The 13,678-nt window shown below is 61.8% G+C and carries 14 protein-coding genes; 10 read left to right on the top strand and 4 right to left on the bottom strand.

What is annotated here, in order from left to right; genetic code table 11:
- The first annotated feature begins 112 nt into the window (after window positions 1-112).
- The 6 genes from ACNOHI_RS00495 to ACNOHI_RS00470 all read left to right on the top strand — a co-directional run bounded on the left by ACNOHI_RS00495 (window position 113) and on the right by ACNOHI_RS00470 (window position 4,960).
- Complete coding sequence (locus ACNOHI_RS00495; protein ID WP_420472667.1) at window positions 113-556, top strand: thioesterase family protein; 444 nt, start codon at window positions 113-115, stop codon at window positions 554-556.
- 389 nt (window positions 557-945) lie between these two features.
- The gene (locus tag ACNOHI_RS00490) at window positions 946-1,107 is read left to right on the top strand and encodes a periplasmic nitrate reductase, NapE protein (RefSeq protein WP_420472666.1); all 162 of its coding nucleotides are present in this window, start codon (window positions 946-948) and stop codon (window positions 1,105-1,107) included.
- Window positions 1,108-1,114: 7 nt separating this feature from the next.
- Window positions 1,115-1,387, top strand: coding sequence for a chaperone NapD (locus tag ACNOHI_RS00485; RefSeq protein WP_420472665.1), 273 nt, complete (start codon window positions 1,115-1,117; stop codon window positions 1,385-1,387).
- On the top strand, window positions 1,384-3,882 hold the full coding sequence (gene napA / locus ACNOHI_RS00480) for a nitrate reductase catalytic subunit NapA (RefSeq protein ID WP_420472664.1): 2,499 nt from the start codon (window positions 1,384-1,386) through the stop codon (window positions 3,880-3,882). The genes ACNOHI_RS00485 and napA overlap by 4 nt, the downstream gene beginning before the upstream one ends.
- Before the next feature lie 9 nt (window positions 3,883-3,891).
- A complete protein-coding gene (locus ACNOHI_RS00475; RefSeq protein ID WP_420472663.1) occupies window positions 3,892-4,368 on the top strand; it encodes a nitrate reductase cytochrome c-type subunit in 477 nt (158 codons plus the stop codon).
- 10 nt (window positions 4,369-4,378) lie between these two features.
- Complete coding sequence (locus tag ACNOHI_RS00470; protein WP_420472662.1) at window positions 4,379-4,960, top strand: cytochrome c3 family protein; 582 nt, start codon at window positions 4,379-4,381, stop codon at window positions 4,958-4,960.
- A 121-nt stretch (window positions 4,961-5,081) separates the two neighbouring features.
- Here ACNOHI_RS00470 and ACNOHI_RS00465 read toward each other — a convergent pair whose 3' ends face one another.
- Together ACNOHI_RS00465 and ACNOHI_RS00460 are read right to left on the bottom strand one after the other, a co-directional pair.
- Window positions 5,082-6,989 carry a PAS domain S-box protein gene (locus ACNOHI_RS00465; protein ID WP_420472661.1) on the bottom strand — a complete coding sequence of 636 codons (1,908 nt, stop codon included), beginning with the start codon at window positions 6,987-6,989 and terminating at the stop codon, window positions 5,082-5,084.
- A gap of 313 nt (window positions 6,990-7,302) precedes the next feature.
- Window positions 7,303-7,629, bottom strand: coding sequence for a hypothetical protein (locus tag ACNOHI_RS00460; protein WP_420472660.1), 327 nt, complete (start codon window positions 7,627-7,629; stop codon window positions 7,303-7,305).
- Window positions 7,630-7,827: 198 nt separating this feature from the next.
- Between ACNOHI_RS00460 and ACNOHI_RS00455 the strand changes: the two genes are divergently transcribed.
- The 3 genes from ACNOHI_RS00455 (at window position 7,828) to ACNOHI_RS00445 (ending at window position 10,712) form a co-directional block, all read left to right on the top strand.
- Window positions 7,828-8,472: a LysE family translocator gene (locus ACNOHI_RS00455; RefSeq protein ID WP_420472659.1), complete on the top strand. Its 645-nt coding sequence runs from the start codon at window positions 7,828-7,830 to the stop codon at window positions 8,470-8,472.
- A 389-nt stretch (window positions 8,473-8,861) separates the two neighbouring features.
- Window positions 8,862-9,257 (top strand): YkvA family protein, encoded by a 396-nt coding sequence (locus ACNOHI_RS00450; RefSeq protein ID WP_420472658.1) that lies wholly within the window; start codon window positions 8,862-8,864, stop codon window positions 9,255-9,257.
- Window positions 9,258-9,404: 147 nt separating this feature from the next.
- Window positions 9,405-10,712 (top strand): solute carrier family 23 protein, encoded by a 1,308-nt coding sequence (locus tag ACNOHI_RS00445; protein WP_420472657.1) that lies wholly within the window; start codon window positions 9,405-9,407, stop codon window positions 10,710-10,712.
- A gap of 57 nt (window positions 10,713-10,769) precedes the next feature.
- Here ACNOHI_RS00445 and ACNOHI_RS00440 read toward each other — a convergent pair whose 3' ends face one another.
- On the bottom strand, window positions 10,770-11,249 hold the full coding sequence (locus ACNOHI_RS00440) for a VOC family protein (RefSeq protein ID WP_420472656.1): 480 nt from the start codon (window positions 11,247-11,249) through the stop codon (window positions 10,770-10,772).
- 291 nt (window positions 11,250-11,540) lie between these two features.
- On the opposite strand from ACNOHI_RS00440, the gene ACNOHI_RS00435 reads away from it, so the two are divergent.
- Window positions 11,541-12,716 (top strand): hypothetical protein, encoded by a 1,176-nt coding sequence (locus ACNOHI_RS00435; protein ID WP_420472655.1) that lies wholly within the window; start codon window positions 11,541-11,543, stop codon window positions 12,714-12,716.
- A 92-nt stretch (window positions 12,717-12,808) separates the two neighbouring features.
- On the opposite strand, the gene ACNOHI_RS00430 is transcribed toward ACNOHI_RS00435, so the two are convergent.
- Window positions 12,809-13,522, bottom strand: coding sequence for a FadR/GntR family transcriptional regulator (locus tag ACNOHI_RS00430; protein ID WP_420472654.1), 714 nt, complete (start codon window positions 13,520-13,522; stop codon window positions 12,809-12,811).
- Window positions 13,523-13,678 lie beyond the last annotated feature (156 nt).

The raw sequence follows: 13,678 nt of genomic DNA, 5'->3' as shown, positions 1-13,678 counted from the left end.
AAACACAGTACCAAATAACAATAGAGCAGGGCCTAGTATAGACGCCACCTCCCCTCTCCCTCAGGTTAAAACTGCCGTACCGCATCACCAAGCCCCACCCGCAGAGACCCTCATGGCCCGCCTCACCCTCGATTTCCCCGAAAACCAGTACTACTACTCCACCACCCTCACCGTCCGCGTCACCGACATCAACGGCGCGAACCATCTCGGCAACGACTCGATGATCTCGATGATTTCCGAGGCGCGCGCCCGCTTCCTGTTCGACTTCGGCATCGAGGAAACGCAAGGCGACGGCATCGGCATCATCGTGACCGATCTCGCGACGACCTACCGCACCGAGGCGCACGCGCGCGACCAGCTGCTGTTCGAAGTGGGCGTGATGGATTTCAACAAGTACGGCGGCGACATCACCTTCCGCATCACCCGGCCGAAGGACCAGGCACTGGTGGCGATGGCCAAGTCGGGATTCGTGTTTTTTGATTACATCAACAAGCGCGTCGTGCCGATGCCTGAAGCTTTCCACAATAAATTCGGCCAGGTGAACTGGGCGGCCTAAGGCAGGCATGGCCGCACTTGACCCAGATCAAATGTAAGCACATGCTTCTCCCGCAGACCTTTAAATACAAGATTGTGGCTATATCCCCACACCTCGTCGGATTATATTGATAAATATCAAGGTTTCCATAGGTCATACTTCGATAGCATGATTCCGCTATGTACGAAGTTGATGTTTCGCAAATTCCGGATACGTCGGCGAGGCATGGCGAGTGGTCCAACGGCGGGCCGGATGCATTGAAGCAAAGACAACACCTGGCACCTCCCGCCGCGCTGCTCGCGCACTGATCTCCCCTCCCGGCAATCGCGACATCCTCTGCATAGGCGACGCCGCGGCAACATCCCCCTGCACGCGGCGTCATCCGATCAATGTCACGCACGGGAGCAGCAATGGACGCCAATGACAAGGCACCGACAAAAGCGCAGGAAATGCGCGCTTTCCTCTTCCTGACCGTCATCACCGCGCCGCTCCTGGCCGTGGCGGTCGTGGGCGGATACGGCTTCAGCATCTGGATGATCCAGCTGCTGACCGGCTCGCTGCCTACCGGCTGAGGCAGGCATGGAGCAGGAAATCCACATCGCCGGCATCGTCGTCTACGCCCAGCCCGAGCAGATCGAGTCGATCCGCTCGTGCATCGAGGACGCGCCCGGCGCCGAGGTCTGCGCCACCGACAGCAGCGGCAAGCTCGTCGTCACGCTTGAAACAGACAGCACCAAACGCACCCTCGACATCATGGACGCCATCCGCGCACTGCCCGGCGTCCTCGACGTTGTCCTTGTATATCAACATGCGGAACCCATCGCCGCACTCGACCAGGAGGTCTCACAATGAAGCTCACACGACGCGACTTCATCAAGCAATCCGCCGCCGTGACGGCGGCCACATCGGTCGGCATTCCGATCGAATCCATCGCCTCCAACGTCATCACTGACTCGTCCAAGACCCAGATCACCTGGAACAAGGCCGCCTGCCGCTTCTGCGGCGTCGGCTGCGGCGTCAATGTCGGCGTCAAGGACGGCCGCGTGGTCGCCACGCACGGCGACATCAACGCCGAGGTCAACCGCGGCCTGAACTGCGTGAAGGGCTACTTCCTGTCGAAGATCATGTACGGCAAGGATCGCCTGACCAAGCCGCTGCTGCGCATGACCAACGGCAAGTACGACAAGAACGGCGAATTCACGCCGGTGTCGTGGGATGTCGCCTTCGACACCATGGCGCAGAAGTTCAAGCAGACGCTGAAGGACAAGGGCCCGGCCGGCATCGGCATGTTCGGCTCCGGCCAGTGGACGATCTGGGAAGGCTATGCCGCGGCGAAGCTGTTCAAGGCCGGCTTCCGCTCCAACAACATCGACCCGAACGCGCGTCACTGCATGGCATCCGCCGTGGCTGGTTTCATGCGCACCTTCGGCATGGACGAACCGATGGGCTGCTACGAGGACGTGGAAGCCGCCGACGCGTTTGTGCTGTGGGGTTCCAACATGGCCGAGATGCACCCGATCCTGTGGACCCGCATCACCGACCGCAAGCTGTCCGCGCCGCACGTCAAGGTCGCCGTGCTGTCGACCTACGAGCACCGCAGCTATGAGCTGGCCGACCTGCCGATGATCTTCGGTCCGCAGACCGACCTGGCGATCCTGAACTACATCGCCAACTACATCATCAAGAACAACAAGGTCAACAAGGACTTCGTCAACAAGCACACCCGCTTCGTGCAGGGCAATACCGACATCGGCTACGGCCTGCGTCCGGAGCACCCGCTGCAGAAGGCCGCGAAGAATGCCGGCCCCGATGCGGGCGGCAGCAAGCCGATCACCTTCGACGAATTCGCGAAGTTCGTCAGCACCTACGATGCCGACTACACCTCGAAGCTGTCCGGCGTGCCGAAGGACAAGCTGCAGCGCCTGGCTGAAATGTACGCCGACCCGAAGGTCAAGGTGACGTCCTTCTTCACGATGGGCTTCAACCAGCATACGCGCGGCGTGTGGTGCAGCAACCTGCTGTACAACATCCACCTCCTCACGGGCAAGATCTCCACGCCCGGCAACAGTCCGTTCTCGCTCACCGGCCAGCCCTCCGCCTGCGGTACCGCGCGCGAAGTCGGCACCTTCTCGCACCGCCTGCCTGCCGACATGGTGGTCACCAATCCGAAGCATCGCGAGATGGCCGAGAAGATCTGGCAACTGCCCCCGGGCACGATTCCCGAGAAGCCGGGCTATCACGCCACCGTGCAGAGCCGCATGCTCAAGGACGGCAAGCTCAACGCTTACTGGGTCCAGTGCAACAACAACATGCAGGCCGGCCCGAACGTGATGCAGGAAATGCTGCCGGGCTACCGCAATCCGGCCAACTTCATCGTGGTCTCGGACGCCTACCCGACCGCGACCACGCTGGCCGCCGACCTGATCCTCCCGACCGCGATGTGGGTCGAGAAGGAAGGCGCCTACGGCAACGCCGAGCGCCGCACGCAGTTCTGGCACCAGATGGTGGATGCACCGGGCGAGGCACGCTCCGACCTGTGGCAGCTGGTCGAGTTCTCCAAGCGCTTCAAGATGGAAGAAGTGTGGCCGAAGGAATTGCTGGACAAGGCACCGCAATGGCGCGGCAAGACCATGTACGACCTGCTGTTCAAGAACGGCGTGGTCGACAAGTTCCCGAGCTCGCAGATTGAAGAAGGGTACGCGAACGCGGAAGCCAAGGCGTTCGGCTACTACCTCCAGAAAGGCCTGTTCGAGGAATACGCATCGTTCGGCCGCGACCACGGCCACGACCTGGCCCCGTTCGATACGTATCACAAGGAGCGCGGCCTGCGCTGGCCGGTCGTCGACGGCAAGGAAACGAAGTGGCGCTATCGCGAAGGCACCGACCCGTACGTCAAGGCCGGCGAAGGCTTCAAGTTCTACGGTCATCCGGACGGCAAGGCGGTCATCTTCGCCCTGCCCTACGAGCCGCCCGCGGAGTCGCCCGACAAGGACTACCCGTTCTGGCTGACTACCGGACGCGTGCTGGAGCACTGGCACACCGGCACCATGACGCGCCGCGTCCCCGAGCTGTATCGCGCGGTGCCGAACGCGGTGTGCTTCATGCATCCGGACGACGCCAAGCAGCTCAACGTACGCCGTGGCGACATGATCGAACTCTCTTCGCGTCGCGGAACGATGCGTACCCGTGTCGAGACACGGGGCCGCAACAAGCCGCCGCGCGGACTGGTGATGGTGCCGTTCTTCGACGCCAGCCAGATGGTCAACAAGCTCACGCTGGACGCGACCGACCCGATCTCGTTCCAGACCGACTACAAGAAGTGCGCAGTCAAGATCACCAAGGTATAGGAGCCTGACATGAACGTAAAAAAATTCATCATGACGCTGCTCCTGCTGGTTCCGCTTGCAGGTTTCGCAGTGGACTTCCAGGACGGCTTGCGCGGTGCAACCCCGCTCGACCAGACCACGCAACCGCCGCCGATCGCCAACACGGACAACAGCGACGTCCGCCGCGTGCGCAATTACGCGATGCAACCCCCGGTCGTGCCGCACAAGATCGAGGGCTACCAGCTCGACAAGAATGCGAACAAGTGCATGATGTGCCACGCCCGCACGCGTACGCAGGAAAGCCAGGCTCCCATGATCAGCGTCACCCACTTCATGGACCGCCAGGGCAACTTCCTTGCCGAACTGTCGCCGCGCCGCTACTTCTGCCTGCAATGCCATGTGCCGCAGGCCGACCTGAAGCCGCTGGTGGAAAACGAGTTCGTCGATGTCGATTCGATCCTGAGCAAATCGACCAAGCCGTCGCTCGCCCCCGCGAAGAAGAAGTGAGAGGCCGACCATGAGACAAGCCCTCAAGACGTACTGGGACATCCTGCGGCGGCCCGCCACGCACCTGAGCCTCGGCTTCCTGGTGATCGGCGCGTTCATCGCAGGCATCATGTTCTGGGGCGGCTTCAACACGGCGCTGGAGGTGACCAACACGGAAGCCTTCTGCACCGGCTGCCACGAGATGCGCGACAACGTGTTCCAGGAACTGCGCACCACGATCCACTACGCGAACCGCAGCGGCGTGCGGGCGACCTGCCCGGACTGCCACGTGCCGCACAAGTGGACCGACAAGATCACGCGCAAGATCAAGGCGTCGAAGGAAGTGTGGGGCAAGCTCTTCGGCACCATCGACACGCGCGAGAAGTTCGAGGCGCACCGCCTGCAACTGGCGACGAACGAGTGGGAACGACTGAAGGCAAACAACTCGCTGGAATGCCGCAACTGCCACCAGTTCGAATCGATGGACTTCACCCGCCAGAGCAAGCGCGCGACCGACGCGCACTCCACACAGCTGGCGAGCGGCGCGAAGACCTGCATCGACTGCCACAAGGGCATTGCGCACCAACTGCCTGATATGGCGAACGTGAAGTAAGGCGAATGGCGCGATGGTGGCGGAAACTCGCCGCCATCGCGCTAACCTGTGCCTACATCTTTGCGGCCTGCGTTAGCGAACGCACCTACCCGCCCGCAAGCAAATAACCCGACGAATGCATCTACACGCGCAGTTTCTTGATGATTTCAGCCATCCGGTATGGCTTGGTGATGAACTCGAAATCGTCGATACCAGGATTCCTGGCCTTGGCAGCGTTTGACGCATAGCCTGACGCCAGGACGATCTTTGCACTGGGCGCCAGGCTGCGCACCTGACGCGCCAGTTCAATCCCATCCATCGCCGGCATCGCGACATCGCTGAAGACGACATCGATGTCGGGCGTGCGCCGCACGATCTCCAGCGCATCTTTCCCGTTGCTGGCCGACAGCACCTCGAAGCCAAGCTGGCTGAACAATTCCACTGCCATACCCAGGACCTCTGGCTGGTCGTCGACGACCAGCGCCTTCGCCGTGCGCTCCGCGAGGGTGGTTTCATCCGCCGGCTCGCCTTCGACGGCCGGCAGGTAGAGGATCACCGATGTCCCCTGGCCAACGGCGCTGTCGATCACCAAGTCGCCGCCCGCCTGCTGGACGAAGCCGTAGACCTGGCTCAGGCCCATGCCGGTGCCCTTACCGATCTCCTTCGTGGTAAAGAAGGGTTCCACGGCGCGCGCGGCGACATCGGGCGCCATGCCGGAGCCCGAGTCCCTCACCGTCACCTTGACATAGGCGCCGGGGGCAAGAGTGTTGACTTCCATGCGCTCCAGCCGCACTGCCTGCGTCGAGAGCGTGATGCTGCCGCCCTCCGGCGTCGCATCCCGCGCGTTCACCACAAGGTTCAGCATGGCGGTTTCAAACTGGGTCGCGTCGATCATCGCGTACGGCAATCCGGGTTGCAGCGAGAGCTCGAAATTCAGCGCGCCTCCCGCCCTGCGCAGCACCGCCTCGAATGAGCCGATCACGCTGTTGACATTGTGCCGTTCCAGCTTGAGCGGCTGCTTGCGTGCGAACGCGAGCAACTGCATGGTCAGCTTCGACCCGCGCTCGGCGGCACGCTGCATGCTCTCGAGGACTTTCTGCGCGCGCGGACTCGGCGTCTCCAGCGCGAGGATATCGAGTCCGCTGACAATCACATTCAGCAGGTTGTTGAAGTCGTGCGCAACGCCGCCGGTCAACTTGCCGATGGCTTCCATCTTCTGCGACTGGTAGAGCGCCTCCCGCGCGCGCTCCAGGGCCTCGGCCGCGGCGCGGCGTTCGGTGATGTCGCGCGTCACCTTGGCAAAACCGATCAGCGTGCCGGATTCGTCGCGAATCGGGTCGATAACCACGTGTGCCCAGAAACGCGTGCCGTCCTTCCGCACCCGCCACCCCTCGCCCTCGAAGCGGCCTTCGTTGATGGCTGTCGACAGCGCGCGCGCCGGCAGTCCGCCCGCACGATCTTCGTCGCTGTAGAAGCGGGAAAAATGCGTGCCGATCACTTCGTCATGCTCGAAGCCCTTGATGCGCCGGGCGCCGGCATTCCAGTTCGTGATCGTGCCCTCGGGGGATAGCATGTAGATCGCATAGTCGGTCACGCCCTGCACCAGGAGCCTGAAGCGCTCCTCGCTCTCGCGCAAGGCTTCCGCAGCGTGCTTTCTGTCGGTAATGTCGCGCGTGATCTTGGCAAAGCCCGCGAGCGTGCCGTCCGGTGTGCGGATGGCGTCGATCACGACATTCGCCCAGAACCGCGAGCCATCCTTGCGGATGCGCCAGCCCTCGTCCTCGAACCGGCCGGTCTCCATCGCAATGCGCAGGTTCTTCGCGGGTATGCCGCGCGCGTTATCCTCATCGGTGTAGAAGCGGGAGAAATGCTGCCCGATGATTTCCTCGGCGGCGTAGCCCTTGATGCGCTGCGCGCCTGCGTTCCAGCTGTTGACGATGCCGGTCGGGGACAGCATGAAAATGGCGTAGTCGGTCACACCGGCGACAAACAGGCGCAGCTGTTCGGCATCGTCGGCGTTGATGGGGGGCAGGCGTGAATCCTGGTGCATCAACACACCGCGTCGAGTGGGCTCTTCATGAAAGACACCGTCGGGGAGACTGAGTGCCGATTTTATAAGGTTTGGCGCGACGACGCCGGATAGGGCGAGTTTCTCTTGCACCACCTCAACGCGGGCGGCCTCAATCATCTTTCGGTGCAGAAATGAAATGCACCTTTGTCATGGCGACAGAAAAATATGCGTGAGATGTAACGCTTTGTGACAGGAGTCACATCCGCGCGAGCGCCGCTGGAGTGTAATGGCGCCGTAATCTCCAAAGTTTATTTCCGGCCCGCCACCGCAAGGTGCGCGGGCTTTTTCTTTTTTATTGGCTGAACGACACCGCAGTGTCCGGAATATCCCGGAAAGCAATGTCTTCCACACTTTGGCGCCAGGTGGTGCGCGCCGGGTAACCGGGTCGAATCACTTCCGGCGAAGCCATGCGCTCGCAGGACTTGCGCCAGCGGACGTTGGCACGCATACAGGCCGCCGTGGCGATGACGGCAACCAGCCAGATAATCAGGAAGCCCGCGTTGCCTTGCCGAACAAGAACCGTGATGGACAGCGCGAGGGAGAGAAGGAAGCCGAGGGCGCCCGCTATCCATCCGAACAGGATGGCAAGTGCGCGTTTCGTCTGTGGCAGTGTGTGCATGGAATCGTGATGCGCGGCAAGTCGAAAGGACAGGCCGATTATGCACAGGCAGCGAAGACATTTCGATGGAAAACGGGCATCGGAAGGAAAGTTTTTTTGCGCGGCGGCATGGCGTTATCGCGGATGAAATGATGACGAACGCCGACTGAAGAGACCTGTTATCCTTTGCCAGCTTTTTGTGCAAGGAGTGATTCGGGAATGAGTATTCAAACGTGGTGGTTGTTCGTCATGATGACGTTTGTCGTGTCGGCGACCCCGGGACCAAACATGATCCTGGTGATGAGTCATAGCGCGCGCTTCGGCATGCGTAACGCCCTTGCCACGATGGCGGGTTGCATGACTGCGCTGCTGGCGATGATGAGCCTTTCTGCCGCTGGGCTGGGAGCATTGCTGCAAGCCTTTCCGTCGGTGTTTGACGCCTTGCGCTGGGCAGGTGCGGCCTATCTCGCCTACCTGGGCCTCAAGAGCTGGCGCGCGCCGGTGAATGGAGAATCTGCGGGAGAAGCTGCGCCGGCGTCGGCAAACACAGCCGGCACCTCTCCTGGTGCGGGACATCTCTATCGCCAGGGATTGCTCGTCGCTGCCAGCAATCCGAAAGCGATCCTGTTCGCCGCCGCCTTCTTGCCTCAATTTATCCGACCGGAGCTGCCGCAACTGCCGCAGTTCGGCATTCTCCTCGCAACCTTCACCGTCATCGAGGTAGGCTGGTACATGGTGTACGCCGGCAGTGGACACCGCCTTGCGGCTTACCTGCGCCGCGCGCCGGTGCTCAAAGTGTTTAATCGTGTCACGGGAGGCGCGTTCATCGGATTCGCCGCGGTGATGGCGGCAGCGCGTAACTGATTGAATGAAAAACGGCCCGCAAAGCGGGCCGTTTTAATTTGACCCTGCCGCGCGTGCCAGCACCCCAGAACCATGGGTCCATGGGGGTCGGAAGTGGCATGGCTTCGGGTTCATCTGACTTCGACAATCGCTCCCGCCATGACGCATTTCCAACCAAAGCGCTTGATCGTCCAAAGGATGTTTTGGCACGGTTGAACGCGACAGGTGAACTCCATACTACGCTCTTGCGCGCATCTGTCAAGGCAAGTCTGCGACAAAGTGAGAGCAGACATTTTCCTGTGTAAATTTCATTGACGCCGGCAAAAAAGTTTCAAAACTTTCGTCCGCGAAGACGGATACACTTTTCGTTCCCTTCCTCCCGGGCGCGCACCGGCAAAACACAAGAGCGAATGAGCCTGTCAGACAAAATCCGCGGCTGGGCGCGGAACATCAAGCGCGACGGTGTGACCCTATGGTTCGCCGGGAAGCACGCCGGCACGCCGCTGGCCGCCAAACTCCTGTGCGTGTTCGTCGTTGCCTATGCGTTGAGTCCGATTGACCTGATTCCGGACTTTATCCCGGTCCTGGGCTACCTGGACGATGTGATCCTGCTTCCCTGCCTGATCTGGGTGGCCGTCCGGCTGGTGCCGCCCGATGTGCTTGCGGAATGCAGGACCAAGGCGGCCGCGTGGATGGAAACGGAAGGTCGCAAACCGCGCAACAATTGGGGCATCCTTTTCGTCGCCTTGGTCTGGATCGCCGTCACCTGGGTGTTGTGGAAGTATCTCGTCTCCCCCTACTTTTGAGCGACGGCGAGCGTCCTTTTCGACACCAAGATTGTCATTACCGCCGTATCCCAATAAACTTTCCACTGGAAAATATTTACCTTAACCAAAGGACGGGCTGCAACGGCGCACGCTGGGGCAGCCCGTCCGATTATCCGGCAAACCCCAATGAAAGAATCCTTTTTCCCCCAATGGCGCCTGCGCCAAAGCACGAACGACGGCAAAGGGCCGGTAATCGGCACCGACGAGCGGCTACCGTGGCCGCAGACGATCGCGATGGGGCTGCAACACGTGGTGGCGATGTTCGGCGCTACCGTGCTCGCGCCGCTGCTGATGGGCTTCGATCCCAACCTTGCAATTTTCATGTCGGGCATCGGCACCCTGCTCTTTTTCGTGTTCGTCGGCGGTCGCGTACCGAGCTACCTCGGTTCGAGCTTTGCATTCATCGGCCTGGTGATCCTGGTGACGGGCTATAGCGGCCAGGGGCCGAACACCAACACGGGGGTCGCGCTCGGCGGCATCATCGCCTGCGGCGCCGTGTATGCGCTGATCGGCCTGCTGGTCGCGGCGGTAGGCACCAACTGGATTGAGAAGCTGATGCCGCCCGTCGTCACTGGCGCAGTCGTCGCGGTGATCGGCCTGAATCTCGCGCCGATCGCCGTGAAAGGCGTCATGGGCAACAACTTTGATGCATGGGTAGCACTGCTGACGGTTCTCTGCGTAGGCGGTGTTGCCGTGTTCACGCGCGGCATGGCGCAACGGCTGCTGATCCTGATCGGCCTGCTGCTCGCCTACGTCATTTACGCAGTGCTGACCAACGGCATGGGCCTCGGCAAGCCGATCGATTTCACCTCGGTCGCCAATGCGGCGTGGTTCGGCGTGCCGCAGTTCGTAGCACCGGTATTCCGTGCCGATGCGATGGCCCTGCTGGCGCCGGTCGCGGTGATCCTGGTCGCGGAAAACCTCGGCCACATCAAGGCCGTCAGCGCGATGACCGGCCAGAACCTCGACCGCTACATGGGCCGCGCCTTCATCGGTGACGGCGTCGCGACGATGTTGTCGGGCAGTGTGGGTGGCACGGGCGTCACCACCTACGCCGAAAACATCGGTGTGATGGCAGTGACGAAAATCTATTCGACGCTGGTGTTCGTGGTCGCTGCCCTGATTGCGCTGGCGCTCGGCTTCTCGCCGAAGTTCGGCGCGGTCATCCAGACCATTCCCGGTGCCGTCCTCGGCGGCGTGTCGATCGTCGTGTTCGGCCTGATCGCGGTTGCCGGCGCGCGCATCTGGGTGGAGAACAAGGTGGATTTCGCGAACAACCGCAACCTGATCGTCGCAGCGGTGACGCTGGTGCTGGGCGCCGGTGACTTTACGCTGAAGCTGGGCCAGTTCGCGCTCGGCGGCATCGGGACCGCAACCTTCGGTGCGATTCTGCTGCACGCATTGCTGTCCTTGCGGAAGGATGAGGAGCAATAAGCGCCGGCGAGCCGGACTGCGTCCGCAAGTCCGGCTCGCGCGTTCAATCAAGCCACATCAACCGCGCCGCGCGGCTTCAATCGCGGCAATATCAATCTTCCCCATCTGCATCATCGCGTCGAATGCGCGCTTTGCCGCCGCCCGGTCAGGATCGGTGACCGCGGCAATCAGCGCGCGCGGCGTGATCTGCCAGGACAGCCCCCACTTGTCCTTGCACCAGCCGCATGCACTTTCCTTGCCGCCATTTCCAACGATCGCATTCCAGAGGCGATCGGTTTCCTCCTGATCGTCAGTCGCGACCTGGAAGGAGAAAGCCTCATCGTGCGTGAACTCCGGGCCGCCGTTGAGGCCAAGGCACGGAATGCCCATCACCGTGAATTCAACCGTCAGCACGTCGCCCTCCTTGCCGGCGGGATAGTCCCCGGGCGCGCGGTGGACAGCGCCGACGGCGCTGTCGGGAAAGGTCTTTGCATAGAACTGCGCGGCTTCTTCTGCCGCGCCGTTGAACCAGAGGCAAACCGTGTTCTTGGCGATCATGTTCGTTCTCCATGAGTGGAAAAGAATGCAACACCCATTGTGCGTTAAAAAACCGCACGCTGCGCTAATGCGATGCAAACGGCAAAACCGTTGCCGGTTTTCAATAGAAGCCCATCCATGCGACCGCTCACCGAGAGTTTGTCGCGCACTTATGATCTTCCGCAATATTTCGCTGCATCACCGGATGACCTCCGACAAAGGCGCTGCACCACGCTGGCGCAACAATTGTTTCGGGCCTCACGGGCCGCGTTTCATCGATTGCATTTCATTCGCACAAGGGAGGGAATTCATATGCGCACGAAGAAGGTCATCTCGCTCGCTGCTTTGGGAACAAGTATCGCCGTACTGGCCGCTTGCGGAGGCGGTGGTGGCGATACGGTCGCCGACACGAGCACGCAAACGCCGCCGGCAACGCAGCCGACAACGCCATCGACTGGCACTACTCCGACGACGCCGACCACACCCACGACACCGACCACACCGACAACGCCCACGAACGCGTCGGTCGCCTATGTCGTCCAGGCCGCCACCAATGCGTCCAGCACGGCGGCAGGCACCGCCTATACCGGCGGCAGCATCCTGAAGTGCACGATCAACGCCAGTGGCGACCTCACGGCATGCAGCTCTACCGGCATGCCGACCGTGAACAACCCGATCTCCATTGCCTTCTCCGGTTCGTCGGCCTTCATCCTCAACCAGACCGCGCCGAAAACGGCGACGAGCACCGGCATCCAGTATTCGGTGCTGAGGTGCACGGTGGGCGCCGACGGCACGCTCTCGAGCTGCGCCGACGCCTCGCCGGGTGTCTCGACGGAGACCGACTTCGCGTCCAAGCTGGTTGCCACCGCCAACAGCGGCTATGCACTGAAGGAGCAGCAGCTCCTGAAATGTCCGAGCAGCTTCGCTGGCGCATGCGGCGCCGATCCGAGCAGCGTTGCCTTCCCCGCCAGCGTCGTGGCAGCGGATGTGGTCGCGTCCGACAACCGGATGTATGTCGTGAACGCAGGAGCAGGCGCGACGCCCGGCTCCATCCTGTCCTGGAATGTGGACGCCGCCACGGGCGCGTTGTCCGCAACGTCCACTGCCGTGACGGACGCGAGCTTCGCGACGGCACTGCGCATCGATGAGACGACGCTCGACTCGCCGGCTTCGCTCGCGATCAAGGCGCCCTTCGCCTATGCGCTGACGCGTTATGCGAACAAGGTCGTGCAGTGCTCCTTCAACAGCACCGCCAACACGATGACCGCCTGCGCCGAGACCACGCCGCTTGCGGGACTGCCCGGCATCACGCCGAGGAACATTGCGGTACAGGGCAACTTCGCGTACATCACCGATTCCTCGTCAACCGCCGCCGGCAACTCCATCGTCAAGTGCAGCATCGGTGCGACCGATGGCAGGCTGGGTAGCTGCGCCGTCATTCCCGGACTGACCTTCACTTCCGATATCGTCGCCATCGCACTGCGTTAAGCAACCGAGCCGGCGCGACAAAAAGGGACTACAGATGGGAATCTGTAGTCCCGAAATTTCAATTGCCCGAGGTTCCATCCGACTAGCTGAAGCTAGGCATCTCGCGGCCCCTCCGACGCATTTGCGTGCCGCACCAGTTCCGACCGCGTGAAGTCCATATGGACCTGCATCGCCGTGCGCGCCTCGTCAGGCTGCCCGAAGCGGATCGCATCCCAGATTGCCTGATGCTGGTGGCGCAAGTCCACGGCGGCGTCATGCATGCCGATCAGGTTCAGCGAGATATGCTCGCGCAGCATCCGCACAATGCCCGCGTGCAGGAAACGGAACATGCTGTTGTGTGAGGCTTCGGCGATCGCTTCGTGGAAATCGGCGTCGGCGCTGATCTCCGCTGCGCGCTCTCCTTTCTCGTAGGCCTCGCACAATCGCGTGAACACGCTTTCTATCCTGGCCAGGTCGACCTCCGTCGCGCGGAGCGCCGCATAGTAAGCGGCGGCCCCTTCCAGTTCGCGCCGGAACTCCAGTGTGTCCCAACGCAGGTCGGGATGCTCCGCGACCAGCTGGCGCCATGGCGAGACGATGTTGGCCTGCAGGCGTTCGGTCACGAACACACCGCTGCCGCGCCGGCTCTCGAGCATGCCGCGCGCCTTCAGGGACGCCACGGCCTCACGCAGGGAGGCACGCGATACGCCCAGCATCTCCGCGAGTTCGCGCTCGGCCGGCAGCCGCGTTCCCGCGCCCCACAAGCCGTCGAGCAAACGCACCTCTATCGCGCGCCTTGCCTGATCGGCAACCCTGCTTCGCACCATCGCACTCTCCCGAAAATCATGTCGCCTGCTGGCCACAGAAAATTGGTCTGACCAATTTGACGTTTATTTTAGCCGGGCCGAGCATACGCGCATTCATTGCAAAAAAAAATAATGTGGAGACCGCGATACGCATTGCATCGCGCACCTCCTCCCCCG

It is taken from the genome of Noviherbaspirillum sp. ST9 (assembly GCF_048799745.1).
Taxonomy (GTDB): Bacteria; Pseudomonadota; Gammaproteobacteria; order Burkholderiales; family Burkholderiaceae_D; genus Noviherbaspirillum.
The sequence above is the reverse complement of the archived record's forward strand: the minus strand, read 5'-3'. Positions and strand labels throughout refer to the sequence as shown.